Origin of the sequence: Corynebacterium falsenii (assembly GCF_020099275.1) — a bacterium.
Classification (GTDB): domain Bacteria; phylum Actinomycetota; class Actinomycetes; order Mycobacteriales; family Mycobacteriaceae; genus Corynebacterium; species Corynebacterium falsenii.
Map to the genome: position 1 here is coordinate 243,661 of NZ_CP083646.1, position 25,073 is coordinate 268,733.

The following is a 25,073-nucleotide window of genomic DNA, read 5'->3' on the forward strand; positions in this document are numbered from 1 at the left end:
TTCACAATATGCAGACGGTTCACTAATGTTGTTTTCATGGCAAATGCGAACACCACCGAGGGGCCAGCCGAACATAAGTTGACCACGAATCCCCAGGCCCTAGCTTCTTCCCCAGAGGCTTCTCATCCTCTAGACAATGCCTCCAATCGCTCAGGTTCGGCACACGATGCCGAGCTCACGGCACGCCAAGCCGCCGATGAGCTAACAGCCCTGACGGAGGAACTGAATCTCTACTAGGACTAAGTTGGCAAGGATCGACCAGTAGCGGGCTCTCACGGACCCTAGCTAGGGATGATCAGCCTGCATCAACAGCAGTTTCGGCGGCTGCGGTGGCGCTGCGGGCAGAGGTTGCCACCGTAACGGTGACCCGGTCGCCCGCAACCTCGCAGCTCTCGAGCGTGGTGCCGTTTGCTTGGGCAAAAGTGCCCGCCGCCGCGCAGGGATCACCGTCCCCGGTAGCGTTGATGGCTGCTGCTGATAGGGCGGTGAGGTCTGCAGCGTTCACGGCTCGAACGTGCTCTCCCAACAGAGCCATGCTCGCGACGATGAACGCGCCAAGAGACAGAATCGCAAGAGTCGCACTCACTGCGTAGGTTGTGCTCACGGTTCTGCCACCACCACAGCCTCAGCATGGACATCGAACAGTGGAGCCGGGGCTGTCACCCTGACGGTGACGGAGTTGACCCCAGCATGCACCGTGGGGCTGATGTCCACCACAGCATCGGGATCTTTGGCGTGAGCCAGCGCCTGGCCGTCGGCCCCCATCGCCTCAGCTCGGGCAACATCCCGAGCCAGTGACTGAGTAGCCGAAGCAGTGGCCATGGTGCCGAACCCCGCAAGGAGTCCTCCTACGACCACCGTTAAGGCGGACATGACGATAGCCCCTTCCACTGTGTTCATGATGTGCTCTCCTTTCTTGTTATCGCCGTGAACGCTCGATCAGCAGTCTTTCCCAAAGACTGACGCGCAACCAGGCTGCGAGTGTTAGCCCTGCTTAAGGGCTCGCTCGAAAATCTGGGACAGTGCCTGCTCAACGGTGTCCGAGGTCACCACGGTGTAGAGCAACGCGCCCAGCGCGGCCGCCGCGACACATCCGAGGGCGTACTCGATGGTGCTCATTCCCTCTTCGTCATCCCAGTGCTTGCGGGCGGCACCAACGAAGGCATCCCACTGGCGTTCGATGAAGTTTCGGTCGCTGCACACGCACAGGTCTTGTGCGGGGCAGTCGAGTAATGCATCCTCGGTGTGTGCCGGCATCGGCTCCGCAACATCGATCGAGGGGGTGTTGGAAACAGCGGTCGTGGTCGTAGTGGTCATGGTGATCGTCCTTTCGGATTGGGCATGCCCATCGGTGGGCATGCGCGTGATGTGTTGTCGTTGAATTGTGTTGGTTCGTACAGCGCACGATCAGCCCCTCTAGGCCGCACATCGTGCACCTCACAGCCCCGCCAGGCCGATGGCCAACGGCACCAGTCCCACGAGGACGAATGCGGGGAGGAAACACAAGGTCAGCGGGGCCGCCAGCGCGATGAGCACCCGCTCCGCCCCGGCGGTGGATTGATCAGCCGCGAGCCGTCTGAGACGCTCTGCTTGATCTCTCATCCCCTCTGCTAACGCAGCTCCCGACCTGGCATGATGCGCCGCCTGCCGCGCCACCGGCCCGTAAAACGGGTCGGAACTTACGGCATCCCAGGCAGCGCTATCCGCACCCAGGCGAAGCAGCGCTGTTTCCTTGTTATCCCCCACCCCTGTGGCCCACGCGAGAACTAGGGGCATCCCCGACGTCAATGCAGCCGCAACGACATCGAGATTGCGGGCGGCCGTCAAGGGGCCGTGGCCCGGCCCGGCGCGTCCGCCCACTCCGCCGAGAACAGTTATGGTGAGCCTCTCCGCCCACAATGCACCCGCGCAGATCAGTACCACTCCGGCTGTGCTGAGCATCAAGCCCAGGCCGTTCGCCGTAAGAAACCGCAGCGTGCCGAACCCCATCGTTTGCCCCAGGGCAACCGCCCCGCACGGCAAAGCCAGCAGCACAACCACTGTCAGCCGGGCTCCCGCCATCGCCGATTGCGATCGGGAGATGTGGGCCAGTTGGGCGTCGAGATCAACAACGTATGAACGCGTAAGGCCGGACAACCCCACGCCGTGAGTGTGGCTGATCGACCAGAGCCGAAACAGGTGGCCGAGCTCGGGCACGCTTGGTCGCTCACTGCCCGCATCACCAACCACATCGGCACCCATGCGCACCGCCGCCGAGCGGGTCCGCAAGGCTGTGCCAACCTGGGCATCACCCGCGACATCCGCCGCCCGCGCCAGAGCGGCCAGCGGCAGCGACCCCGCCGCAAGTTCCCGGGAGATGAAGTCCACGCTGTCACGCACATGCGCCACGCGGGTGCGGTCCCTGTGCATGTCCCGGGCATGCCGCACCACAACCGAGACGGTCAGCCCAACGATGGCCACCAACGCGCACCACACTGCGGCAATCATGCAGCACCCGCCTCACCCACGCCGGGAAGTCCGTGGCAAAACTCCTGCCACCCCGCTTTGGGGCGGCCGTTCCACACTTCGCGGATCGCCAGATCCTCACCACGCCGGTCGAGCGTGGCCAGGTGCGTAACGCGCCGCCCACCATCCGTCTTCACCACATGAACGAGCACGTCAATCCCGTCAGCGGCCTGCCTCCTCAACGACGCCAACGGCATCCCGCCCATCGCCGCCAACGCCTCCAACCGCCCCGGTACCGCATGCGGACTGTTCGCGTGGATCGTCCCGGCACTACCCGCGTGCCCGGTGTTGAGCGCGACGAGGAGGTCGGCCACCTCCGCGCCGCGGATCTCCCCGACCACGATGCGATCGGGGCGCATCCGCAGGCTCTGCCTCACCAGGTAGCGCATGGAAATCTCCCCGGCCCCCTCCGCGTTGCCCCGGCGCGTGCTCATGGCCACCACGTGCGGATGCTCGATGAGCAGCTCTGGGGTGTCCTCAATCACCACGGTTCGCTCGTCCGGCCCCACCTCAGCCATGAGTGCAGCCAGCAGCGTGGTCTTACCCGCGCCCGTCCCGCCGCTAATGACCACGTTGCGCCGACCGCGTACCACGCCCCGCAGCACGCTAGTCATCTGAGCGCTCATCATGCCGGTTTTCCGCAGGTCATCCAGGGTGGTGAAACTCTTGCTGAGCGCGCGCAGGCTCACGCACGCTGCCCCTGCCGCGGGAGGCGCCAGCACGGCGTGGACGCGCACGGCCCCGGCGCACACGCCCGGCGGCAGGTTGATGAGCACGCCGTCTGCGCACGGTTGGGCGTCGTCGAGCCGCTGCCCGCATGCCATGGCCAGCCGCACCGCAATGGACCTGGCCGCATCGGCGGCAATCGGCGCGCACGGGTAGCGGGTCATGCCGCTGCCGGCATCGCACCACACACTGCCATCGCCGTTGAGCACCACGTCCGTCACACGCGGATCCATTAGCGGCTCGGCCAGCGCCCCCAGCCCGGACAGTTCCTGCTGGACGTGCACCACCGCATCAACCGTCGCCGCGCCTCGCAAACTTGCCGAGATCGCCTGCTCATCCGGCGCGACGATGCCCTGTTCAGCCAGCTCGTTGCGCACAAAATCAACCACCGCCGCCCGATCGTCGAGGTCCGGCAGCGCCCGCTCCCGTTCCGCCGCCAGCTGCTTACCGGCCCACGCGCCCAGCAACGCACGTTTCCCCCGCATGCTCACCCCTACCCTGTCTGTGCTGATCTCTTCTTTTCGTCTCGACGCCACTAGCCCGCCCGCGCCACCGTATAGCTCGAAAGCACGTCAGTGATCAGCTCCGCACGGGCGTTATCGAAGGCCTTTATCACTGTGGCGGCCGCTGGATGCCCGTTGCGATGGGTGGAGGTGAGCCAGTGAGAGACTTGACCGGTCTCGACGGCTTGTAGGCAGTGTCGATCTTCGGGGATGCGCGCTGCGGGGCGGATCGCCAACATGGTTGCGGCCAGGTTTACCGTGGTGGTGCTACCGGGGATGTCCCGAACAACGACCACCGGCTCGGTACGCCCATCTGCAGCGATCCGCGCGATGCGGTCACGCGCCGCCACGATGCTCGGCACGGTGAGGGGAACCATCATGACGTGCAGGTCGATCTCCCGGCCGAGCTCCCCCAGCTCGTCGGGAAGGCTGCGCCCGCAGTCCATCACCGTGGCTGGTCGCTGCGTGCCTCGCAGTACCGATGCAACGCGTCCACCCCAACCGGGCATGCTGCCAGAGGAATCTCGGGAGCTCGCCGTAACATCCCGGCTCGCCGCGAGGACGGGGATGCCGGCACCGTCCACGTCACAAAGCTGGGGAGTGTTCGCCGCGACGTCCTCCCAGGTGGCATCCTCCGGGAGGTCACCCAACCGCCATCCGGGCTGGTTTTCCAGCCCGTACACCACGTCCACGCCGGCGGAGTCTCGGTCGGCGTCGACTACCAACACCGGTGTTCCCTGGGCATGGAGATAGTGGGCGATGCTGGCGGCAAACAAGCTGGTTCCCGCGCCTCCCACGGCACCCGTGACGGCGATGAGTGGGCGATCATCAGCACCGATGCGTTCAGCGAGGGTGAGTGCACCTCCGTCATCTAGCGACGGGGTGCAGGTATCCACTCGGATCACGGTGAGGTTGGGGTGTTTGTCCCAGGGGGTTGCGTGGTCAGCGACGAGATACCCGATGGTCCGGCACGCTGATCCTGCTTCGGCGGGCGGTTCCATCTCGTCCGTCACCGGCACGAGAATGCGCCCGGTCACGGCAACAACCATGCGGACTTCTTGCATCCATGCCGGATCGGCCACGTTGACGAACACGGGCATGAGCGCCGATGTGGCCGCGGCCCCACGAGATGCGCGCGGCTTGTGTGAAGTGCGTGGGCTGTGTGAGGTGCGTGTGGAGCGTGAAGTGTGTGGAGAGCGCGAAGTCCGTCGTGTCATGCCCCAGACTTTCCCAGCGGGCCGGGGAGACTAGCCAGCCCCGGCGTGCTGGTGTGTGGATAAGTGGGGTGGCGTCGAGAAAAAGAGGGAGCCACCCCTGTGGATAAGTAGCCAAAATTGTGACTGGAGTGACAAATGTGACAGAAGATAATACGCTTGATTCCGTGACACCTCGGCGCGCATCCTCGACGATTCTCGCGGTGTTCGACCTCGACAAGACGATCATCGACACATCCGCATCCCTGGCCTACCGACGGCCCATGGCTCAACGCGGCCTGATCAGCACCGGGGAAGTCCTCAAGATGCTCACGCTGCTCGGCAATTACATGCTCAGCGCGCACACCGAGGAAAGCATGGTCGCCACGAAAGATGCGCTGACCAGCATCATCAAAGGTCGCGATTCTGCGGCGCTACGCAGCGTGGCCCAAGATGCCCTCACGGAGGTCATCACGCCGTTTATCTATGCGGAGGCGCGCGAGCTGCTGGATTGGCACAAAGCCCAGGGCCACCACATTGCAATTGTCACGGCATCGGCTTCGATCATGGTGGAACCGATTGCCGCAGAACTCGAGGTCGATCACCTCATCGCCACCGAACTCGAAGAGATCGACGGCACACTCACCGGCGAGGTGCTGCACTTCAACAAGGGCACAGCCAAGACCGACCGCATCAAGGAGCTAGCGGACCAGCAAGGCTACGACCTCGCCGAAAGCTACGCCTACTCCGATTCCGCCACCGACGTACCGATGCTCGAACTCGCCGGACACCCCACCGCCGTCAATCCCGACCGGACGCTGCGCAAGCTCGCGCAAGAACGCGGCTGGGAGATTAAGAACTTCAGCCGGCCCGAACCACTGTTCCCCCAAAGCGCGGTGCTGGTGGGAGCCGGCGCAACGCTCGCGCTGCTCGGCGCGGCGGCGACCGGACTGGCGATGTGGCTCAAGAGCAAAGACGATAACGCCTAGCCCAACATAGGGCTGCTTAGCCCAACTTAGCCCTGCTTCGCGTCGGCGATGGACTTCGCCTCCAACGTTCCTTCCGCCAGGCCCGTCGCGTGGAACACGATCCACTCCGCCACGGCATCGGGCGCACCGGACGCGAACCCTTCCGCCTTCTCCGCATACTCCGCTCGGTGGCGATTCCACCACACCTCCGGCACGCCAAGGCCACGCGGATCCAAACCAGTAGAAATCGTGGCCAAGCGCGAACACGCGCGGGCGGTGACCCCGTTGGCGTCGGCGAAAGGCTGCAACGTGAGCAGCTCGCCGTGGATCACGGCGGAGAGCACCACTGCATTAACCTTCGTGCCGCCGGTAATGAAATTGCCGAGCAGCTGCAATCGCCCATCCGTGGCCCGCTTCGGCCGACCGGGCACGAGGAACTCAGCAGATCCAGCCACCTTGCTGCGGAAGCTGGGGTCGGACATCTGCGGGCTGGCCACCGCGTTGATTTTCGCCATGATCTGCGACGGCGCTCGCCGCCAGGTGGTCTGGGTCTCCGTGATACCGTCCGGCGCCAGCATCTCGGCAGCGCGCAGTGCGCCGGCGAGCACAGCATCCTCTACCTGCCCATCCTCGGGCAGGCGGGGGCTTCCGCCATCGAGCTGCGCCGAGGCGCGGGCACCGCGCAGCACCGCTTCCGAACCCGTCACATCCCAGCCGCGGAGGTTGGCGGGGTGGCGGTGTACTCGGGCTAGGAAGTCGTTGGCCTTCTCCACGGCGTCGGGCACGCCCGGCAAGTCCGCCAGTGGTGCCAACGGATCGGGAGCCCCAGCACTCACCGAGTTGGACGAAGATCCGTTCGTAAAATCAGCCATAGAAACAACAATAATTCACCCTATTACGCGAGATCCCACATAGTCTGGCAAACTATAGGGAGTCATTTAGGTGCGAATTCAGGAGAATACCCGTGAGCAACAACAATAGCGATGGCATGTTCACTGACCGCGATAGCTTCAACCCGCAGGTCAATTCCATCCCTCTGTCCGATGTAGACACCCACCCGAAGGGTCAGGGAAGCATTGGCGACCTGGTCAAGGACGCATCGGCTCAGATCTCCTCGCTCGTTCGTTCTGAGGTTGAGCTCGCCAAGGCCGAGGTTGCCACCTCCGCCAAGAAGGCCGGCATCGGCATCGGCCTGTTCGCCGGCGCTGCCGTGATCCTGGCCTACAGCTCCTTCTTCCTGTTCTTCACCCTGGCCGAGGTCTTCGATACCTTCCTGCCGCGCTGGCTGGCCTTCCTCATCGTCTTCCTCATCATGCTGGCCCTCGTGGCCGTGCTGGCCCTGATCGGCCTCAAGCAGATCAAGAAGGTCAAGAAGCCAGAAAAGACCATCGAGTCGCTCGGCGAACTCAAGACCGTTGTTCCGCAGAAGGGCAAATCCCGCGCGGATTCCCGCGACCCGGGCATGTACACCTAAGAACCCCTCACCGGTTGCGCCCCGCTGTTCAGCGCGCGACCGTTCCCCAAGGGCAACGAGTTTCATGACCTCTCATGATGGAGCACCGCCGCACGCTCCGGAAGCCGCCTTCGTGCACTCCCGGAGCGTGCGGCTTCATGTCGATGTCCAGGGACCCCGCCGCGCGCCCCTCGTGCTCCTCATCCACGGCTGGGGCGGCGGGGCCTTCGACTTCGCTCCCTTGATGGAGCAGCTCTCCGGCGATCATCTCTGCGTGGCCGCCGTTGATCTGCGCGGTTACGGCCGGTCGGATAAGACCCCGCGCGGCTACGATCTCACCACCGCTGCCAGCGACATGGCCGGCGCCGTCCGCGGGCTCGGCCACACGCGGGCTACGGTTGTGGGCCACGGCTTCGGGGGCATGGTGGGCTGGACGCTCGCCGCGCACGCTCCGGATCGCGTGCGCAATCTCGTATCGCTCTCCTCGGCGCACCCCGTGGTGATGTTCCGGTACGTTGCCTCCCACCCGTTTTCTCAGTGGCGTTTGCTGCGGCGCACTCTCGCCGCTCAGGTACCGCGCCTCCCGGAGCACCGTCTCGTGAAATCCGACGCCGCCCTGGCCGAGAAAATCTTTCGCGCTCACGTGGGCCCCGGCTTCCGCGACACCGAATTGTATTCTTACATGGCCGCGCAGCGCCGCGCCGCCATGCAGGTGGATAAGGTCGCGCACCTGTCCTCCGAATACCAGCGCTGGCCGTTCCGCAGCCGCTTCCGCCCCGAGGGGGCGATCTTCGACAGCAGCTTCCCCCGGAAGATCAAGCCGCCGGTGCTGGCCATCGACGGCAACATGGACCCCAACTACAGCTCCGCCGTGGCCCGCAAGTCCGCCAAGCGGGCCGCATCGTTCCGCTCCGAGCTCCTCTACGGCGTGGGCCACTACCCGCACATCGAGGACCCCGAGGCCGTGGCGGACCAGATCCGCGGACTGTTCTAGCAGCGCTAGCGACTCCAGCAGCGGGCCTGGTACCCCCTACTTCATCACGCAGGCGCCGGTCTCCACGGGCGTGCGCCACTGGTTCACGTCCCCGACCTGCCCCTGAACTTCATCGCGGGTGAGCGCGTAACCGGTATCGCTCTCGTTGACGTCCGCGCCGAACACCAGGCCCAACACGTGCCCGCTCGTATCGATCAGCGGTCCGCCAGAGTTACCTTGCACCACTTCGCCGCGCAGCGAGTACGCCTCGCGCTCCACGCGCTTGTCGCCGTAGATATTGGGCCCGCTGACCATGAATGCATCACGGATGCGCGCGGGTGTGGCCTTGAACGGGCCGCCGAGCGGGTATCCCATGACGATCGCGTCCTGGCCCTGCGTGCCGGATTCCTGCGCCCACTTCATCGGCACGAGGTTGAGGTCCGATGCCCGAAGCAGCGCAATATCTGCCTGGGGGTTGAAGTACACCACCTCGGTGTTCACCGGCCCCTTATCTGTGGCGAGCTGCACGTGATCCGTTCCGGCCACGACGTGCGCGTTGGTCATCACCACGTTGTCCGCCACGACCCAGCCCGAGCCCTGTAGCAGCCTGCTGCACTGCTCGGCCTGGCCAACGACGTGCACCACGCTCTCCCGCGTGGCCTGCACCTCGGGCGAGTTGTTCAGCTCGCTATTGGGCGCCTCCACGTTGGCGTTCGGCAGAGTCTCGAGGGGGTCAGTAATGACCGGGAAGCCGGAGGCGTTGATCAGTGCTGCGGTCTCAGATGGCAGCTGCTTGAGCCACTCCGGCACCACGTTTCCGACAGCCCCGAGGATGGCCGAGCCGCGCACAGACTTCGCCAGCGACCCGTTGCTGTTGGCCACGATGGGCACCACGATCAGCCAGATCACCAGCAGCGTTGTCACGACCTGCACGATCGCTCCCACCAGGGATTCCAGCTTGAACACGGCCCGGGTGCGGATCGCGTTGCGCAACCGCAGCCCCAACCCGGAGCCCAGCGCATAACCGATCACCACGAGCAGCGTGACCGTCACCAGCGCAGCGATGAAGCGCGCCCCGGAGTGCCCCGGCCAGAACTTGTCCACCAGGGTGAACGAGGTCGGGATGAGCTTCACGCCCAAGTACCCGCCCACAAGCACGCCGATGAGGCTCAGGAATGCGCTGAATCCTCCCTGACGGTAGCCGGACATCATCGCGCCGATGGCGATGAGCACCAGCACGATATCGACGATGAGCGACCCGCTGATCATGGAGCGCCTCCCTCGGGGCCTGCGTGGGTGAAGTCACGGTGCATCTGTCCCAGGGCCTCCCCGTTGTCGGATTGTTTCAGTGCGCTGAATAGATCTACCCTATCGGAATCGTTCCACGGCTGGTCCCACCCGGCGCGTTGCAGCATTGCGCTGATCACTCCGCCGGTGAAGCCCCACAGCACCAGGTTGCCGAGTTTCCATGCGGGCCCGTTCCACTGCATGAATTCCACCCGGAATCGACGCTCCGGGTTGGCCAGTTCGCTGATCGGATACGGTTCCACCCAGTCGTTTTCCGCACTCGCGCAGTACACGCGGTGTGGGGTGCGCCAGTAGGCGAGCACGGGGATGACCGCGAAGTTGCTGCGGTCGATGTAGATCGGCTGCATGATCGCCAGCGGTTCCACGCTCTCGGGGTTCAGCCCGGTTTCCTCCTGCGCTTCGCGGATGGCGGTGGCGATCGGCCCGTCATCCTGATCCTCCCGCCCGCCGCCGGGAAAAGCGACCTGCCCGCTGTGCTTCCGCATGGTCGGTGCCCGGTGGGTCAGCAGCACGGTTGCATCCTTGGGGTACGACGCCACCCCGCGGGCGGCACCGTCTTTGGGCTCCCATTCGGGGTCGCCACCGATGAGAATAAGCACCGCTGAGTAGCGGGGCGGATGGCCGTCCGCGTCCTTATCGGGCACAATTCGTGCCTTGTCGTTGAGTAGATCGTGGATGTCCCCTGTGCGGCAGTCTGCAGCGAATCGTCGCAGCCAGGTGGGGACGTTCTCCGGCAGTGTGGGCTGCTGCTGCGCGGCGTGGAGCCACTGCTGTTGGGAGTATGGCATGGCTACAGTGCCTCCTGGATTTTCTGTTGCAGCTCGGCCTCGGAATCAAAGGTCTGCGCGAAGGTGGCCGCGCGGGTGCCGTCTGCGCGGTAGACGATGGTCACGGGCACGACCTTGGGGATCCCCGTGGCGGCGTCGAAGGTGTGGTTGGAGTCCTGGTAGCTCGCCAGGTCGGTGACGTTGAGTGTTTTGAGCAGATCAGCGCCGGCCTGAGCCTTGGCATCGAGGTGCACGCCCACCACGTTCCACTGCGGGTTGTCCTGCGCGAGCTGCTGGATGATCGGCAGTTCCTCGCGGCAGGGACCGCACCACCACGCCCAGACGTTGATGACGCTGGGCTTTCCTGCCAGTTGTTCTGCCATGGACGTCTCGGAGGGGGCGTCTCCCTCCGTCAGGCAGGGCAGTCGGACATCCCGCAGTTCGGCAGTGGGGCTGGGGGTGGCGCCGTTGGTGGGCTTCGGGCAGGCCACCCGGTGCGATACCTCAACGGGACCGGGGGCGGCTGGGGCGCTGGTGGCGTCGGGAGAAGAAGGAGCGGACTGGGGCTCGGACAGGGACGGGGCAGATGTGGCTGGTGTTGACGAGGACGACGACGCATCGTCGCTGGACATCAGCGTGGTGAGCAGCGGAATGCTCGCGACAACTAGCCCGACGAGCACCGTGATGGTCACGATGATCATGCGGGTGCGGTCGGTCGATGGGGGCGTGTCTGGCTGCTCGCTGGTCGACTCGGTACTCATTGCGTACCTACTCTAATCCGGCGAGAGACAACAGGTGATCCCTGTCCTCCGAGCGGATGAGTTCCATCGCGGCGAGCGGGTCGGCGGGGCCGTCCACCCCGAAGCTCGGGCACTGCTTGGCCAGCAGGCACGCACCGCACGCCGGGCGGCGCGAGTGGCACACACGGCGACCATGGAAGATGGCGCGATGGGAGAACATCGTCCACTCGGCGGGCTCGATGAGATCCATGAGGTCGCGCTCGACTTTCACTGGGTCCTGCTGCTCCGTGAGCATCCAGCGCCGCGCGAGGCGGCCCAGGTGGGTGTCCACGGTGATGCCGGGCACGCCGAACGCGTTGCCGAGCACCACGTTTGCGGTCTTGCGGCCCACGCCGGGGAGCTTCACGAGCTCGTCGAGGGTGCGCGGGACCTCGCCACCGTGCCGGTCGACGATGGCGCTGGCGAGCCCCTGGATGGACCTCGCCTTCGCGCGGAAGAAGCCGGTGGGGCGGATGAGTTCTTCCAGCTCATCGGGGTTGGCCTCCGCATAATCGGCGGCCGTGGGATAGCGGCGGAACAGCTCCGGAGTGACCTGGTTGACGCGCACGTCGGTGCACTGGGCGGATAGGACGGTGGCGACCAGTAGCTCGAGGGGATTGCTAAAGTCCAGCTCGGCGTGGGCATCGGGATAGGCGACGGCCAGCATGCGGTTGATCTTGCGGGCCCGGCGCTTGCGCCCCAGCGGAGTCTCCTTGCCGCGGGCGGCGATGTGCGTTCGGGAAGGTGCCATGCCCACAACAGTAGTGCGACCCGTCATTCAGGCCGTCATCTGGCTCACAGCGGGGCCCAAAAATGTGCGAAACCACCAATTGACTGTGAGTGGCCGGAAAAAGCACCCTATTTGAGCTGAAGTGTGACATTTCCGGGTATTGTGTACCTGGAGTAACCAAACATACACAAGAAGGTAGGCTGCACCTCACCACAGTCGCCAGCAATTGATCAGGAGTGAGTACACACGATGTCTGAAGTATCCGAGATCCTGTCCCGCGCAGGGATTTTTCAAGGAGTGGATCCAGTAGCCGTTCGAGCCTTGATCGAACAGTTAGACACCGTCAAGTATTCCCGAGGCACCACCATCTTCGAGGAAGGTGAGCCCGGCGACCGCCTGTACATCATCATCAGCGGCAAGGTGAAGCTGGCACGCCACGCGGCGGATGGCCGCGAGAACCTCCTCACGGTCATGGGCCCGTCCGACATGTTCGGCGAGCTGTCCATCTTCGACCCGGGTCCGCGCACCTCGTCCGCCGTGTGCGTGACCGAGGTATCCGCAGCAACCATGGATTCCACCATGCTGCACGATTGGATCGGCGAGCACCCGGAGATTTCCGAGCAGCTGCTGCGCGTGCTGGCCCGCCGCCTGCGCCGGACGAACAACTCGCTGGCCGACCTCATCTTCACCGACGTGCCCGGCCGCGTGGCCAAGGCGCTGCTGCAGCTGGCGAACCGCTTCGGCACCCAGGAAGGCACCGCGCTGCGCGTGCACCACGACCTCACGCAGGAAGAGATCGCGCAGCTCGTGGGCGCATCCCGCGAGACCGTGAACAAGGCACTGGCCGAGTTTGCGCACCGCGGATGGATCCGCCTCGAGGGCAAATCTGTGCTGATTTCCGACACGGAGCGTCTGGCCAAGCGCGCCCGCTAGCGCTCTAGCGCGAGAGCGCTAGGGCTGCAAGGGCACTAGGGGGAGGGCAAAGGCGCGCTGGGGAGCGCGCCACCCCGCATCGCTAGATCTAGCTGGGTCTAGCTGAATCCAGCGGGGTATAGCTGCGTGCCGACTACTTGTCGCCGCGCAAGAAACGCAGCGTGACGCGCGTGGACTGAGCAGCGGCGTCACGCAGAACCGGATCCACGTCCGTGTAGATGTGATCCACAATGTCCATCACCGGAGCGTCATCACCCAGCTCCTGCAGGGCCTCCTTGACCTGGTCTAGGCGCTGCTCGCGGCGCTCAATGTAGCGCTCGGCAACCTCGGACAGATCCGGCTGATCCGGGCCGTGGCCGGGAAGCAGCGGGATACCCTTGCCGCGGTCGCGCAGCTTGGTGAGCGTCTCCAGGTAGTCGCCCAGATCGCCGTCCGTCTCGGAAATCATGGTGGTGTGGCGGCCAGCGATCGTATCGCCGGTCAGGATGCCTTCCACGTCCGAATCGTCATTGCCGCCCTTCGAGTGGACGAACAGGCAGACGGAATCAGAGGTGTGGCCGGGGGTGTGCACAACTTCGATGGTGGGAGTGAGCCCCTCGAAGGAGATGATCTCTCCATCCTTCAGCTCTTCCGCAGCGATGCAGTACTGCTTGTCGTAGGCGCGCACCGGCGCCTGCGAAATCTGGCGGAAGCGCTGCGCGCCATTAGCGTGATCCGCGTGACGGTGAGTCAGGATCACCAGCGCGATGGTGGCGCCGTTCTGGGTGGCCTTGGCGTTGAGGACGTTGAGGTGACCTTCGTCCTGCGGGCCTGGGTCCACGACCACGGCAACCGAGTCGTTTTCCCCACGGATGACCCACGAGTTGGTTCCCTCCAGCGCTGCATAGCTGGGGTTCGGCGCAAGAACCACGCCGACGTTCGGGGTCACTGGACGTAATTCGCTATAAGCAGGATGCTCCATGGCTCCCAGTTTAGAACGAATAGCTTACGCGGTGGTGACCCGCGCGATGATTTCTACCTCTACGGGGGCGTTCAACGGCAACTCGGCAACACCCACTGCGGCGCGGGCGTGCGTACCGGCGTCGCCAAAAATCTCCCCGAGCAGTTCCGAGGCACCATTGATCACACCAGGTTGACCGCCGAAACCTGCAGCTGAGGCCACAAAACCATTGACCTTGACGATCTGCTCGACGTTATCGATCCCCACGAGATCGTCGAGGGCGGCGAGTGCGTTGAGGGTGGCCTGGCGGGCGTGATCGTAACCCTCCTTGGGGGTCACGGATGCGCCCTGGTGATTGTCCTCGCCGACCAGACCGGTCTGGGGGAGGGATCCATCAACGAAGGGAAGCTGGCCGGAGGTGTAGACCATGTCGCCGGACTTCACGGCAGGAACATAAGCGGCGACGGGGGCGGCCACCGGGGGAAGGGTGATGCCGAGATCCGTCAGGCGCTGGCTAAAAGTCTGTGCGGCCATCGTTAGTTCAGCTCCCGCTTCATGTAAGCGACGTGCTGCTCACCGGTCGGGCCGGGCAGCACAGAGACGAGCTCCCAGCCATCCTGGCCCCAGTTATCGAGGATCTGCTTGGTGGCGTGGGTCAGAAGCGGAACGGTCACGTATTCCCATTTAGTCATGGCACCACTATACGTAACGAGCCACGCACCGAGGGCTCACATGCGTGGCATGTGCGTTCGGTACGTGGCGGGTGTTGTAGCAGTGGTGAGGCTAGTCGCGCGTGTTCGCGACGGCCTCCAGCTGGCCGGCGAAGAAGTCCGCCCAGCTATCGATCTCGGGGTGCTTGCGCAGCAGCGCGCGGCGCTGGCGCTCGGTCATGCCGCCCCATACGCCGAACTCCACCTTGTTATCCAGGGCATCAGCGCGGCACTGCAGAACCACCGGGCAGTGACGGCAGATCGCCACGGCCTTGCGCTGCTCTGCACCCTTGACGAAGAGCTCGTCCGGGTCCACGTTGCGGCAGTGCGCCTCGGTGATCCACTCGCCACGATTGCGGAACGAATCGCGGTGGGTGAGCTGCTTCGCCGGCATGCGGGTGGGTTGAGCACCCACGCTGGTGGTTGCGGTGGGGCGTGCGAGCGATGCAGTCATGATCTCCTCCAGAAAAGCGCTGATCCGTTTGGGGCGGATCCCGCGAATACGCTTCATCGTTGTGCGCGATAGATGTCAGTGGGGTCTTCGTTTTCGCGGTGAACGTAATCTTATTCACACGTTTTTAGAACTGTCGAATGGATCACAGTTTGGGGGTACTTAGGCCGGGAAAGACATTCATGAGATATGGCCGACAATGCAGCCAGATCGCTCCACGATCGGCGATCGCGGAACCGTGAAACGTGAGGCGCAGAACCCGAAACCCAGCGCGCATTACCACCAGCACTCGCAGGTCACAGGGGTTCGGCGCGTGATTCGCATCACAGTGCGCAGCCCTGGGGGTCGGCGGTTCCCGTCACATCTGCCCCGCGAGACTCTTCCGTTACCGCCGAAGAAGCGGGCATGTCACCTATTACCCCCGCCGGGTGGGGCGGCCGTGGGGTGGCGTCGAGAAAGAAGAGAAAGCCAACGGGAAACCTAGCGGGAACGCTAAAGACAAAGGAGACCGTCTCACAGTCGGCTAATGTGTAACGGGTGGAACGTTCTCAGGCCTTCAACAAGCTCTTGCTCGCCATCCTCACCGGTGGCGTGCTCCTAGCCGTGGCCATTCTGCCCATCGCCGGAGCAGGTGGATGGGCCGTCAATGCCAGCACAAAGACGATGAACTCGAACCTCGAGGACATCAGCGAAAACAACACCTTGCCGCTCACCAGCCGGATCACCGACCGGGAGGGCAACACGCTGGCTTGGCTCTACGAGCAAAACCGCACCGAAGTTCCGTCCAACAAGATTTCGCAGGCGATGAAAGACAGCATCGTGGCGATCGAGGATCGGCGCTTCTACGAACACGGTGGCGTGGACCTGCGCGGCACGTTGCGCGCAACGGTGTCCAACCTCTCCAGCGGTGGAGTGGAAGAAGGCGCATCCACGCTGGACCAGCAGTACGTGAAGAACTACCTGTGGCTCATCAGTGCGAAGAGCGAAGCGGAGCAAAACGCGGCTATCGAAACCTCTATCCCGCGCAAGCTTCGCGAAATGAAGATGGCCTCCGAGCTGGATAAACAGTTCAACAAAGACGAGATTCTCACCCGCTACCTCAACCTCGTGTCCTTCGGAAACGGGGCCTACGGCGTACAGGCCGCCGCGCAGACCTACTTTGGGGTGAACGCCGCCGACCTCAACGACACCCAGGCGGCGTTCCTGGCCGGAATCGTACAGTCCACCAGCGGACTGAACCCTTACACCAATCCGGAAGGTGCACTTGCTCGCCGCAACGACGTGCTCCAGGCCCGCGTGACAGCGGGAACCCTGCAGCAGCAGCAGGCAGACCAGCTCTCCCAGGAACCGTTGGGTGTCAAGGACAAGCCGGCCATTCCGCAAAATGGCTGCATTGGAGCCGATGGCGCGGGCTTCTTCTGCGACTACGTGCTCGAATGGCTCGCCGACCAGGGCTACAGCCGGGAAAAGATCGCCGCGGGTGGCTACACCATCAAGACCACTCTGGATCCGGCCGCGCAGAAGTCGGCCGAAAACGCCGCGCGGGCCAATGTGGACCCCACCACCCCAGGCGTGGCGGCGGCCACCAACTACCTGGTGCCGCGCAAAGACACCCACGAGGTTGTCGCCATGGCCGCATCACGCGACTACGGCCTCAACACCGACGCTCACCAGACCGTCATGCCGCTCACGCACTCACTGCAGGGCCACGGCGCAGGCTCAATCTTCAAGATCTTCGCCGCGGCCATCGCTATCCAGGACGGAATGGGACTGGACACGAACCTGGCCGTGCCGAAGCGCGTGGAAGTCGATGGCATGGGCGATGGCGGCGCCGAAGGCTGCCCGCCCAACAAGTACTGCGTGGAAAACGCCACCAACTACAAGCCCTCGATGACGCTGCGCGAAGCGCTGGCGACCAGTCCGAACACGCCATTTATCAACATGGCGCACAAGATCGGCATGGGCCGCATCGTGGACCTCGCGGTGAAGCTGGGACTGCGCTCCTACGCACAAGACGGCACCTTTGACGGGAAGAGCTCCATCCAGGATTACGTCAAGAACGCGAACCTCGGTTCCTTCGTGCTGGGCCCCACACCGGTCAACCCCCTCGAGCTGTCCAACGTGGCCACCACGCTGGCGGATAACGGTCGCTGGTGCGAACCCACCCCGGTGCTGTCCGTCACCGACCGCAAGGGCATCCCGCAGGAACTGAAGAAGAAGCCCTGCGAGCAGGTTCTGGACAGCAATGTTGCCCATGCCCTCGCCAACGGCATGGGAAGCGACGTGTCCACGGGCACCGCCGCCAACGCCGCCCGCGCGACCGGCTGGAGCGGGCCCATCTCCACAAAGACCGGTACCACGGAGACCAGCTACTCCGCAGCCTTCCTAGGCTTCACGCCCGGCTGGGCTGGCTCCTCCTACATCTTCAACGATGGTGGAACGCCTGCGAACCTGTGCACCGCTCCCGTGCGGCAATGCGCCAAGGGTGATCTCTACGGTGGTGAGGAGCCCGCTCAGATCTACTTCACCACCACGATCCCCAACATCAACCGCTACGGCGGCCCGCAATTGCCGCCGTACGACCCGCGTTACAATGCGGGCACGAACCCGCAGGCCTGGGCGGATATTTCCGCCCCCACCGGCAACTCGCGGTCGAACGGGTTCTCCCCCTACGCACAGGCGCCCAGCAACCCAGGGGTCGGGCTTCCTCCCATTTCCCCGGAGGTACAACGGGGCCTCGATGACCTCAACCGGTTCCTCAACCGGCTCGGCCAATAACCACCAACTATTCACGCTTCGAACACCCATCGACCGCAGTTAGGACTGATTCTCTTGCCTTCGCCCTCACCGCTCACCACCCTTCGTGGCGGAAGGAAGCGAAAGAACCATCGGACTACTACAAGCGCCACATCTGGGCACACGCCCGGCAGTACGCTGGCCGCCAAGTTGGCTGCCGCTGCGGGAGCCGCCACTGTGGCCGGCTTGGGCACTCTCGCCGCAGCGAATCGCGAAATCACGCAGTTCCGCCTGCACCACGTAGAGGTGCCGCTGCTGGAACCCGGTAGCCTGCCGGACGATTGGGAGTCCTTCCGCATTCTCCACGTCAGCGACTTCCACATGCTCGCCAACCAGACCACTAAGCAGCGGTGGATTTCCCAGCTGGATGATCTGGACCCCGATCTCGTCATCAACACCGGCGACAACCTTGGCGAGGCCGAAGGTGTTCCCGGCGTACTCAACGCCCTCGGCCCCCTCCTCGATCGCCCCGGCGTGTTCGTCTTCGGCTCCAACGATTACTTCGCACCCCGCCCGGTCAATCCCTTCATCTACTTGTTGGGCAAGAAGCGCAAGCCCTCCTCTGTGGAGCTTCCGTGGAAAGGCATGCGGGCGGCCTTTATCGAGCGGGGTTGGTTCGATGCCACCAACACCAGAGTCGAATTCGCCATTGATCCGGAAGCTACGGGGTCTCTGTCTGGGGCGCCGAAGCTAAAGCTGGCTATCGCCGGTGTGGATGACCCGCACCACGACCTCGATGATTACGATGCCATCGCCGGACCACCCAACCCGGATGCCGACCTTGCCATTGGCCTGAGCCACTCCCCCGAGCCTGCTGTGCTGGACCGCTTCGCCGCCGACGGTTACCAGCTCGTCCTATCCGGCCACACTCATGGTGGGCAGCTCTGCCTCCCCGGTGGCCGCGCGATCGTGACCAACTGCGGCATCGACCGCACGCGGGTCGCGGGCCTGTCGCGGTGGACTGAGCGGATGTGGCTGCATGTCAGCAACGGCTTGGGCAACTCAAAGTACGTGCCGTTCCGCACGTTCTGCCGCCCCTCGGCCACGCTCGTCCATGTCACGGAGAAGACCCGTTAAGGAAAAACTCCTGGAAAACCACCGGAATGATCCACGGAAAACGTCTACGAGCTGAGCGCTCCTAGGCGCTTAACCCAGGGCATTTTGGCAGCGCCGAGGGTAGCGGGCTATAGTGTTCAACGTTGCTTCATTGGTTCGGTTTCGAACCGTGTCGCTCCAGACCGGGATATGGCGCAGCTTGGTAGCGCGCTTCGTTCGGGACGAAGAGGTCGCAGGTTCAAATCCTGTTATCCCGACCATCAGCCCCCCGGGGCACACCGCACCGGCGGGCTCACATTGTGAGCCCGCCGGTGTTTTCTATATCCACCGATCACCCCACCTTTACCACCCCCGTTCGGGGTAGATTAATGACCTGCTAAGATAGCCATATCGCATAACTTTCCGTCCATGTTCCGACGTGTCGGATCACAATGCCGGTTTCCAAGTTGTGGCCACCACCCCAGCTTGTTCTCCGGTACGTTCTTCGGGATCGTCGCCGTCCTAGAAATACAGCGAAGAACCCGAGGAACAACGAAGGACACCGAAGGATGAGGAGCACTCGCCACGGCTTCCACCGTGGCAGCGCGTGTTGCCTCAACTGTTATCGCAGCGCTGACGTTTCGCACGGGACCGCCCCAAGGGGTGCGCCCCTGGTACGCGCCAGCATGTGAGCGGTCGTTCCCGCTCGGAACCTGTGGGTCATGTGTGTGAGGAAACTGAAAATCGCCTACAGATAGTTGGGGTGTTGTACTGACGTGGCCCTTTTAGCCGTTCCAGTCACCATAGCCGTGGCCCTCATTCTGGTTCCTTTACTTGTGAAGGTCCTGGACCGCAATGCAGGTTGGCCCCTCGGCATCACGTTCATAGCCCTCGCCGGTTATGTCCTCAAGCACGCTCAACCCATCCTCGACGGCAAACCTGTCACGGTTTCCGCAACGTGGGTCTCAGCGTTCCTTACCAACGGCGGGGCCGGTGGCCCCAGCGCGGCTGAATCGCAGGTTGGCAAGAACATTTCCTTCGCCCTTCGCATGGATGGGCTCGGCCTCTTCTTCACCTTGCTGGCGCTGCTCATCGGCGCGGTGGTGTTCATCTACTCCACCCGCTACCTGCACCGTGGCGACAAGATCCTGAGCTTCTACCTCCTCATGACAGCTTTCATGCTGGCGGTTCTGCTGCTCGTGCTGGCCGATGACGTAGCCCTGCTGTTTATCGGTTGGGAGCTGGTGAGCCTCGCGTCCTTCTTCCTCATCGCCCGCTCCGGTTCGGGTGGTGAGGCCGGCTCCATCCGCACGTTGCTGCTCACCTTCATCGGTGGTCTGTTCCTCATCGTTGCTCTCATGCTGGCTGTCGCCACCACTGGCACGATGCGCGTTTCGGAGATCATTTCCTCGGATGCGTGGGAGGGCCACCACACCCGCTTGGCCATCATCGCCGTTCTCATGGCGCTGGCCGGCTTCTCGAAGGCCGCGCAGATCCCATTCCACTTCTGGCTGCCCGAGGCCATGGCCGCAGACACCCCCGTCTCGGCATTCCTCCACGCCGCCGCGGTGGTCAAGGCCGGTGTGTACCTGCTGATGCGCTTCTCCGGCCTGTTCGAGGGCGTCATGATGTGGCACACCCTCCTCATCGTCGTGGGCATGACCACCGCAATCATGGCGGCCGTCTTCGCCATGCAGAAGACGGACCTCAAGAAGCTCACCGCTTACTCCACGGTGTCCCAGCTCGGCTGGATCGTGGCCACCATCGGCGTGGGCACTCCCTTCGCTCTCGCTGCGGCCCTGGTGCACACCGCCGCTCACGCGTTGTTCAAGTCCTCGCTGTTCATGCTCGTTGGCGTGGTTGATCACCAAGCCGGTTCGCGCGACATTCGCCGCCTCGGCCCGCTGTACAAGCGGATGCCGTTCACCTTCGGCGCCGCCGCTATCGCCGCCGCGTCCATGGCCGCCATCCCCCCGACCTTCGGCTTCGTTTCCAAGGAGGGCATGCTCGCCTCCTTCGAGGAAGCACCGTTCCACCACGTGGGTATCGTGATCCTCCTCATCGCCGCTGGTGTCGGCGCACTGGCCACGTTCGTTTACTCCGCTCGCTATGTCTTCGGTGCTTTCATCGACGGCAAGCGCGACGTCTCCAAGGTCAACGAAGCAAGCATCTCGCTGTGGTTGCCGGCCGCCATCCCTGGTGTTCTGTCGTTGCCGGTCGTGCTGTTTATGGGCATCTTCGACAAGCCTCTCGACGCCATAGTCCGCGACACCGGAGTCGGCGAACCGGAGACGCACCTCGCCCTGTTCCACGGGGTCAACGTGCCGTTCATCATCTCGATGATCGTGATCGTGCTCGGCGTTATCGTCGTCGCTAAGAGGCGCACGCTGGTGGATCCGCTAGCAGGGAAGCGCCTGGGAGTAGCCACGGGCAACGAGATGATTCGCGCGTTCACGAACCTGTGCACGCGCCTCGGCCGGATCGTTGCCACCCCGGCAAACTCCATCAGCCCCTACCGCCACGTCATGTGGATCTTTGGCTCGCTGATCACCCTGGGAGCGTTCGCTATCCTCGGCCCCGGCCGCTTGGAGAGCCTCCGCGATCTCGAGCCGCGCGTGTCCGGCATCGATCGCGCCTCGGACCTCATCGCCCTCATCATCGTGGCGCTGGCTACAATCAGCCTGATTTCCACCCGTTCCCGCCTCGCCTCTGTGGCACTGGTGAGCATCGTCGGTGTGGGCGTGTCCTGGCAGATGCTGACGCTCGGTGCACCCGATGTGGCAACCACCCAGCTGCTGGTGGAGTTCGCGGTCATCGTGCTGATGATGCTGGTGGTCCGCCACCAGCCACGCCTGTATCTCAAGGAAGGCGATAACCGCACCCGCTTCGCCACGGCCATGGCCATCATCATGGGGCTGCTGACCTTCTTCGGCCTGTGGCTGCTGCTGGGCCGGCACGACAAGCCAGAAATTGCCCAATGGTACCTGGACAACACTCACGAGATCTCGGGCGGCAACAACGTTGTCGCCGTGATCCTGGTGGAGTTCCGTGCACTCGATACTTTGGGCGAGCTGACGGTTCTGGGCATGGCCGGCATCGTTATTGCCGCGATGATCAAGTCCATCCCGAAGTCCCCGCTGCCAGGCTACGGCCCCGGCTCCACCTCTGAGCTCTTCCGCGCGCCGGGAACGACCCGTTTCGCCGATGTGCACAAGGTTCCGGAGCTGGCACCGTTCTACTCCAAGTACCTGCGCTCCACCCACCTGAACTCGATCCTGAGCCGCATGACGGCCTACCCGCTCATGCCGGTTCTGGGCATCCTCACGGTCGTGACTTTCTGGCGTGGCCACCAGGCGCCGGGTGGCGGCTTCGTTGCTGCCCTCATCACCGGCGGTGGGTTGCTGTACTTCTACGTTGCCCAATCCAAGGCCCAGAAGCTGGGAACCGATCAACTGGGATACACCTTGGTGGGCTCGGGTGTCGCCACGGCGCTGATCACCGGCATCATCGGTTTCCTCGAGGGCAACTTCCTGGCCCCCATCCACGGGGAAATCCTGGGTCAGCACGTCAGCACCTCGCTCATCTTCGACTTGGGCGTGTACTTGGCTGTGCTCGGACTCATCGTCTTGGTGGTCAACTACATGGGCGGTCGCGATCGCCCCGGTGCCGACCCCGGCGCGTACATGGCCGCCTACAAGGCCACGCGCTCGCCGGACAAGAAGGGCAAGAAGGCCGCGCCGATTGAGGAGCACCACGCGCCCAATCAGCCTTCCCCGGTTGCTATCAACGCCGGTGGTAGCCACGTACCGCTGAACCCCACTGAGGTCACGGAAGCCGCACGGGAAGAGGAGGCTCGGCACCGCGCTGAGCGCGAGGCCGCGCGAGCTCCTGTTCCATCGGGTGGTGGATCGGGGGACGCTTCTGGCGTCGATAACAAAGACGACAACCGCACCAACCGCAGCGAGGGAGACGACAAATGATCATCGCAGCGACCATCGCAATCCTGGTAGCCGGAGGAACGTACCTCGTGCTTCAGCGCGGCATGCTGCGACTGATCATGGGAATCGCCCTCCTCACCCACGCGGTTAACCTGCTCATTCTCGCCACCGGCATCGGAGCTTGGCGTACCGAGCCGATCATGAACCGCGCGAACGCGGGAGAGGCTGCAGACCCGCTGCCGCAGGCCTTCGTGCTGACCGCAATCGTGATTTCCATGGCGGCCACCGCCGTGATGCTCGCGATGGCGGCGCTCGGCCGAGACGACGACACCCGCGGCACCGACGACCCAGAGGCAGCAAGCCGCAAGTTCCGCGCGCTGCAGACCATGGGTGCCGGCCGGCTGCGCCCCGGCAATGAGGACCCGGTGCGTCCGCCGATCCTCGGCGCCAACAACTACCAAGCGGTGCACAACTGCGACGGTAAGCCGCACATGCTCGGCGAGGACGAGGGTTCCGGCAAGGCTGGCCAGGAGCGCAAGGAGCACAAGGGCCGTAAGGGCCGCAAGGCTGCGAAGGCAGACACCACAGACGCCACAGACACCACAGACAAGGCCGACAAGAACAACGAGAAGGGAGCGGAGAAGTAATGACAGCCGGAAACATCCTCCCGCTCTTCGTCGTCGTGGCCCTGCTCGGCGCGGCGACCACCGCGGCGATCCCGTGGAGTCGCGTGCGACGCATCATCGCCATCGCGGTGCCCGCAGCGGGCATCGTGGGCTCCATCTGGATCCTCACCGAGGTCTACGACGGCACCGTGATCGCCGACAATGTGGGCGACTTCGTGGGTGGCATCGCCATCCCCTTCGCCGCAGATACGCTCACGGGCGTGATGCTGCTGGCCACCTCCGTGGTGGCGCTGACCGCCAACTGGTTCGCTGACGTGGTGGGCGAATCCCGCACCCGCTTCTACCCCGCGCTGACGCTCATGCTCATCGGCGGCGTGTACGGTGCCCTGCTCACCGCCGACCTATTCAACCTGTTCGTGTTCATCGAGGTCATGCTCATGCCCTCGTTCGGTTTGGTGGCCATGACAGGCACGTGGGCACGCCTGGCCGCTGCGCGCATGTTCATCATCGTCAACCTCGTGACCTCCAGCCTGCTGCTCGCGGGCGTGGCCCTGGTCTACGGCGTGGTGGGCACCACCAACATCGCCGCTCTGGCTGGTTCCGCCGGCCCGCGCGGAACAGAGTTCGCCTCTGGCGTGTTCGGTGATCAGTGGCAGCTCGTGGTGCCCATGGGCATGGTGCTGCTGGCGCTGGCGATTAAGGCCGGTCTGGCGCCGGTGCACACGTGGCTGCCGCAGGCCTACCCGTCCACCTCTCCTGCGGTCATGGGGCTGTTCTCCGGTCTGCACACGAAGGTGGGCGTGTACGCGATCTTCCGCGTGTTCATGACCATCTTCGAAGGCGATCGCACCTGGTCGTGGGCCCTGGTGGTCATCATGGCCGTGGGCATGATCGTCGGTGGTTTCGGCGGCTTGTCTGAGTCCACTTTGCGCCGCGTGATCTCCTACCAGATGGTCAACGGCATCCCCGTGATTCTGCTGGCCTTGGCTTTCCTGGCGAACAACCCGAAGCTCATGCTCAGCGCCGCGCTGTTCTACATGCTGCACCACATGGTGGTCGCGGCATCGCTGATCATGGCCTCCGGCGCGATCGAGGAGACGTACGGCACCTCCCGCCTGCGCCCGCTGTCGGGCATCATGCGCCGCGACCCGTTTGTCTCTACCGTGTTCGCCGCCGGTGCGCTGGCCATCGTTGGTTTGCCGCCGTTTTCCGGCCTGTGGGGCAAGCTGGCCCTCGTGCTGGGCATGGCCCAGGATGGCTCGTGGCGCGCGTGGATCGGCATCGGCGCGCTGATTGTCGGGTCGATCGGCGCCCTGATGTCGATGATCTACGCCTGGCGTGAAGTCTTCTGGGGCCGGCAGATGAACGCCAACGAGATGGATCCGAATCTGCGCGTTCCGCAGCGCTACGTGTGGCCGTCTGCCACGCTCATGATCATTTCCGTGGCGATGTTCTTCGGCGCCGGACCCGTGTTCAACTTCACGGGCAAGGCCGCCCACAACCTCACCGACACCACCGCCTACGTGCAGGCGGTGCTCAAGGATCCCGAGACTGCGGTGGGCGTTGTGCTGCCGCCTGGGCCTTCCGGCTTGGACAACGTGCCGAAGGACAAGCTGTCCACGGCCGGTGCCGGTGTGCGCCAGGAGCAGACCGACCGCAAGCAGGCTCGCGACCCGGAGCAGTACAATTCCACCGAGCGCGCCAATAACTCCCCCGGCCCCAAGGACGGTGAGTAAATC

General features: G+C 64.1%; 25 protein-coding genes and 1 tRNA gene. 11 read left to right on the forward strand and 15 right to left on the reverse strand.

Annotated features, from left to right (window positions below):
- Window positions 1-36 precede the first annotated feature (36 nt).
- Window positions 37-237, forward strand: a complete 201-nt coding sequence (locus LA343_RS01145) for a hypothetical protein (RefSeq protein ID WP_144084532.1) — start codon at window positions 37-39, stop codon at window positions 235-237.
- Between the two features lie 58 nt (window positions 238-295).
- Here the strand turns inward: LA343_RS01145 and LA343_RS01150 are convergent, their stop codons facing one another.
- The 6 genes from LA343_RS01150 to LA343_RS01175 all read right to left on the reverse strand — a co-directional run bounded on the left by LA343_RS01150 (window position 296) and on the right by LA343_RS01175 (window position 4,834).
- Window positions 296-604, reverse strand: coding sequence for an Rv3654c family TadE-like protein (locus tag LA343_RS01150; RefSeq protein WP_025403730.1), 309 nt, complete (start codon window positions 602-604; stop codon window positions 296-298).
- Complete coding sequence (locus LA343_RS01155) at window positions 601-900, reverse strand: hypothetical protein (protein WP_025403731.1); 300 nt, start codon at window positions 898-900, stop codon at window positions 601-603. The genes LA343_RS01150 and LA343_RS01155 overlap by 4 nt, the downstream gene beginning before the upstream one ends.
- A gap of 84 nt (window positions 901-984) precedes the next feature.
- Window positions 985-1,317: a DUF4244 domain-containing protein gene (locus LA343_RS11825; RefSeq protein ID WP_374957140.1), complete on the reverse strand. Its 333-nt coding sequence runs from the start codon at window positions 1,315-1,317 to the stop codon at window positions 985-987.
- A gap of 120 nt (window positions 1,318-1,437) precedes the next feature.
- The gene (locus LA343_RS01165; protein WP_025403733.1) at window positions 1,438-2,487 is read right to left on the reverse strand and encodes a type II secretion system F family protein; all 1,050 of its coding nucleotides are present in this window, start codon (window positions 2,485-2,487) and stop codon (window positions 1,438-1,440) included.
- Entirely contained in the window at window positions 2,484-3,716 is a 1,233-nt protein-coding gene (locus LA343_RS01170) for a TadA family conjugal transfer-associated ATPase (protein ID WP_081737372.1), read from the reverse strand. The genes LA343_RS01165 and LA343_RS01170 overlap by 4 nt, the downstream gene beginning before the upstream one ends.
- A gap of 50 nt (window positions 3,717-3,766) precedes the next feature.
- The gene (locus tag LA343_RS01175; protein WP_025403735.1) at window positions 3,767-4,834 is read right to left on the reverse strand and encodes a cellulose synthase operon protein YhjQ/BcsQ; all 1,068 of its coding nucleotides are present in this window, start codon (window positions 4,832-4,834) and stop codon (window positions 3,767-3,769) included.
- Window positions 4,835-5,088: 254 nt separating this feature from the next.
- On the opposite strand from LA343_RS01175, the gene LA343_RS01180 reads away from it, so the two are divergent.
- The gene (locus tag LA343_RS01180) at window positions 5,089-5,916 is read left to right on the forward strand and encodes an HAD family hydrolase (protein ID WP_025403736.1); all 828 of its coding nucleotides are present in this window, start codon (window positions 5,089-5,091) and stop codon (window positions 5,914-5,916) included.
- A 26-nt stretch (window positions 5,917-5,942) separates the two neighbouring features.
- Here the strand turns inward: LA343_RS01180 and LA343_RS01185 are convergent, their stop codons facing one another.
- Complete coding sequence (locus LA343_RS01185; RefSeq protein WP_025403737.1) at window positions 5,943-6,767, reverse strand: Fic family protein; 825 nt, start codon at window positions 6,765-6,767, stop codon at window positions 5,943-5,945.
- Between the two features lie 92 nt (window positions 6,768-6,859).
- On the opposite strand from LA343_RS01185, the gene LA343_RS01190 reads away from it, so the two are divergent.
- Both LA343_RS01190 and LA343_RS01195 read left to right on the forward strand, forming a co-directional pair.
- The gene (locus LA343_RS01190) at window positions 6,860-7,369 is read left to right on the forward strand and encodes a phage holin family protein (protein WP_025403738.1); all 510 of its coding nucleotides are present in this window, start codon (window positions 6,860-6,862) and stop codon (window positions 7,367-7,369) included.
- A 64-nt stretch (window positions 7,370-7,433) separates the two neighbouring features.
- Window positions 7,434-8,342: an alpha/beta fold hydrolase gene (locus LA343_RS01195; protein ID WP_039910995.1), complete on the forward strand. Its 909-nt coding sequence runs from the start codon at window positions 7,434-7,436 to the stop codon at window positions 8,340-8,342.
- Window positions 8,343-8,378: 36 nt separating this feature from the next.
- Here the strand turns inward: LA343_RS01195 and LA343_RS01200 are convergent, their stop codons facing one another.
- Genes LA343_RS01200 through nth form a run of 4 tightly spaced genes read right to left on the reverse strand, consistent with a single transcriptional unit; the run spans window position 8,379 to window position 11,926 of the window.
- The gene (locus LA343_RS01200; protein WP_039910996.1) at window positions 8,379-9,590 is read right to left on the reverse strand and encodes a MarP family serine protease; all 1,212 of its coding nucleotides are present in this window, start codon (window positions 9,588-9,590) and stop codon (window positions 8,379-8,381) included.
- A complete protein-coding gene (locus LA343_RS01205; protein WP_025403741.1) occupies window positions 9,587-10,417 on the reverse strand; it encodes an NUDIX hydrolase in 831 nt (276 codons plus the stop codon). Before LA343_RS01205 ends, LA343_RS01200 begins: the two co-directional genes overlap by 4 nt.
- Before the next feature lie 2 nt (window positions 10,418-10,419).
- On the reverse strand, window positions 10,420-11,157 hold the full coding sequence (locus LA343_RS01210) for a TlpA family protein disulfide reductase (RefSeq protein ID WP_052337595.1): 738 nt from the start codon (window positions 11,155-11,157) through the stop codon (window positions 10,420-10,422).
- Window positions 11,158-11,164: 7 nt separating this feature from the next.
- A complete protein-coding gene (gene nth, locus LA343_RS01215; protein ID WP_224209186.1) occupies window positions 11,165-11,926 on the reverse strand; it encodes an endonuclease III in 762 nt (253 codons plus the stop codon).
- A 228-nt stretch (window positions 11,927-12,154) separates the two neighbouring features.
- Between nth and glxR the strand changes: the two genes are divergently transcribed.
- Window positions 12,155-12,838, forward strand: coding sequence for a CRP-like cAMP-activated global transcriptional regulator GlxR (gene glxR / locus LA343_RS01220; RefSeq protein WP_025403745.1), 684 nt, complete (start codon window positions 12,155-12,157; stop codon window positions 12,836-12,838).
- Between the two features lie 133 nt (window positions 12,839-12,971).
- Here glxR and LA343_RS01225 read toward each other — a convergent pair whose 3' ends face one another.
- The 4 genes from LA343_RS01225 to LA343_RS01240 form a co-directional block, all read right to left on the reverse strand.
- On the reverse strand, window positions 12,972-13,799 hold the full coding sequence (locus LA343_RS01225) for an MBL fold metallo-hydrolase (protein WP_025403746.1): 828 nt from the start codon (window positions 13,797-13,799) through the stop codon (window positions 12,972-12,974).
- 24 nt (window positions 13,800-13,823) lie between these two features.
- On the reverse strand, window positions 13,824-14,312 hold the full coding sequence (locus LA343_RS01230; RefSeq protein WP_025403747.1) for a RidA family protein: 489 nt from the start codon (window positions 14,310-14,312) through the stop codon (window positions 13,824-13,826).
- A gap of 2 nt (window positions 14,313-14,314) precedes the next feature.
- Complete coding sequence (locus LA343_RS01235) at window positions 14,315-14,470, reverse strand: Sp36 family protein (RefSeq protein ID WP_119664394.1); 156 nt, start codon at window positions 14,468-14,470, stop codon at window positions 14,315-14,317.
- Window positions 14,471-14,561: 91 nt separating this feature from the next.
- On the reverse strand, window positions 14,562-14,942 hold the full coding sequence (locus tag LA343_RS01240; protein WP_025403748.1) for a WhiB family transcriptional regulator: 381 nt from the start codon (window positions 14,940-14,942) through the stop codon (window positions 14,562-14,564).
- A 534-nt stretch (window positions 14,943-15,476) separates the two neighbouring features.
- Here LA343_RS01240 and LA343_RS01245 point away from each other — a divergent pair.
- The 6 genes from LA343_RS01245 (at window position 15,477) to LA343_RS01270 (ending at window position 25,070) form a co-directional block, all read left to right on the forward strand.
- Window positions 15,477-17,717 carry a transglycosylase domain-containing protein gene (locus tag LA343_RS01245; protein ID WP_025403749.1) on the forward strand — a complete coding sequence of 747 codons (2,241 nt, stop codon included), beginning with the start codon at window positions 15,477-15,479 and terminating at the stop codon, window positions 17,715-17,717.
- Window positions 17,718-17,873: 156 nt separating this feature from the next.
- Window positions 17,874-18,812: a metallophosphoesterase gene (locus LA343_RS01250; protein WP_039911712.1), complete on the forward strand. Its 939-nt coding sequence runs from the start codon at window positions 17,874-17,876 to the stop codon at window positions 18,810-18,812.
- Between the two features lie 162 nt (window positions 18,813-18,974).
- Window positions 18,975-19,051, forward strand: a tRNA-Pro gene (locus LA343_RS01255).
- Between the two features lie 495 nt (window positions 19,052-19,546).
- Window positions 19,547-22,750 carry a DUF4040 family protein gene (locus LA343_RS01260; protein WP_025403751.1) on the forward strand — a complete coding sequence of 1,068 codons (3,204 nt, stop codon included), beginning with the start codon at window positions 19,547-19,549 and terminating at the stop codon, window positions 22,748-22,750.
- Complete coding sequence (locus tag LA343_RS01265) at window positions 22,747-23,355, forward strand: sodium:proton antiporter (RefSeq protein ID WP_025403752.1); 609 nt, start codon at window positions 22,747-22,749, stop codon at window positions 23,353-23,355. The genes LA343_RS01260 and LA343_RS01265 overlap by 4 nt, the downstream gene beginning before the upstream one ends.
- Complete coding sequence (locus tag LA343_RS01270; protein WP_025403753.1) at window positions 23,355-25,070, forward strand: monovalent cation/H+ antiporter subunit D family protein; 1,716 nt, start codon at window positions 23,355-23,357, stop codon at window positions 25,068-25,070. The genes LA343_RS01265 and LA343_RS01270 overlap by 1 nt, the downstream gene beginning before the upstream one ends.
- Window positions 25,071-25,073: the final 3 nt, after the last annotated feature.

What these genes read in the sequence shown, in the direction of transcription:
- LA343_RS01145 (WP_144084532.1), top strand. Translation starts at nt 37, where the DNA reads ATGGCAAATGCGAACACCACCGAGGGGCCAGCCGAACATAAGTTGACC.
- LA343_RS01155 (WP_025403731.1), bottom strand. Translation starts at nt 900, where the DNA reads ATGAACACAGTGGAAGGGGCTATCGTCATGTCCGCCTTAACGGTGGTC.
- LA343_RS11825 (WP_374957140.1), bottom strand. Translation starts at nt 1,317, where the DNA reads ATGACCACTACGACCACGACCGCTGTTTCCAACACCCCCTCGATCGAT.
- LA343_RS01165 (WP_025403733.1), bottom strand. Translation starts at nt 2,487, where the DNA reads ATGATTGCCGCAGTGTGGTGCGCGTTGGTGGCCATCGTTGGGCTGACC.
- LA343_RS01170 (WP_081737372.1), bottom strand. Translation starts at nt 3,716, where the DNA reads ATGCGGGGGAAACGTGCGTTGCTGGGCGCGTGGGCCGGTAAGCAGCTG.
- LA343_RS01175 (WP_025403735.1), bottom strand. Translation starts at nt 4,834, where the DNA reads ATGCCCGTGTTCGTCAACGTGGCCGATCCGGCATGGATGCAAGAAGTC.
- LA343_RS01185 (WP_025403737.1), bottom strand. Translation starts at nt 6,767, where the DNA reads ATGGCTGATTTTACGAACGGATCTTCGTCCAACTCGGTGAGTGCTGGG.
- LA343_RS01195 (WP_039910995.1), top strand. Translation starts at nt 7,434, where the DNA reads ATGACCTCTCATGATGGAGCACCGCCGCACGCTCCGGAAGCCGCCTTC.
- LA343_RS01200 (WP_039910996.1), bottom strand. Translation starts at nt 9,590, where the DNA reads ATGATCAGCGGGTCGCTCATCGTCGATATCGTGCTGGTGCTCATCGCC.
- LA343_RS01205 (WP_025403741.1), bottom strand. Translation starts at nt 10,417, where the DNA reads ATGCCATACTCCCAACAGCAGTGGCTCCACGCCGCGCAGCAGCAGCCC.
- LA343_RS01210 (WP_052337595.1), bottom strand. Translation starts at nt 11,157, where the DNA reads ATGAGTACCGAGTCGACCAGCGAGCAGCCAGACACGCCCCCATCGACC.
- nth (WP_224209186.1), bottom strand. Translation starts at nt 11,926, where the DNA reads ATGGCACCTTCCCGAACGCACATCGCCGCCCGCGGCAAGGAGACTCCG.
- glxR (WP_025403745.1), top strand. Translation starts at nt 12,155, where the DNA reads ATGTCTGAAGTATCCGAGATCCTGTCCCGCGCAGGGATTTTTCAAGGA.
- LA343_RS01225 (WP_025403746.1), bottom strand. Translation starts at nt 13,799, where the DNA reads ATGGAGCATCCTGCTTATAGCGAATTACGTCCAGTGACCCCGAACGTC.
- LA343_RS01230 (WP_025403747.1), bottom strand. Translation starts at nt 14,312, where the DNA reads ATGGCCGCACAGACTTTTAGCCAGCGCCTGACGGATCTCGGCATCACC.
- LA343_RS01235 (WP_119664394.1), bottom strand. Translation starts at nt 14,470, where the DNA reads ATGACTAAATGGGAATACGTGACCGTTCCGCTTCTGACCCACGCCACC.
- LA343_RS01240 (WP_025403748.1), bottom strand. Translation starts at nt 14,942, where the DNA reads ATGACTGCATCGCTCGCACGCCCCACCGCAACCACCAGCGTGGGTGCT.
- LA343_RS01265 (WP_025403752.1), top strand. Translation starts at nt 22,747, where the DNA reads ATGATCATCGCAGCGACCATCGCAATCCTGGTAGCCGGAGGAACGTAC.
- LA343_RS01270 (WP_025403753.1), top strand. Translation starts at nt 23,355, where the DNA reads ATGACAGCCGGAAACATCCTCCCGCTCTTCGTCGTCGTGGCCCTGCTC.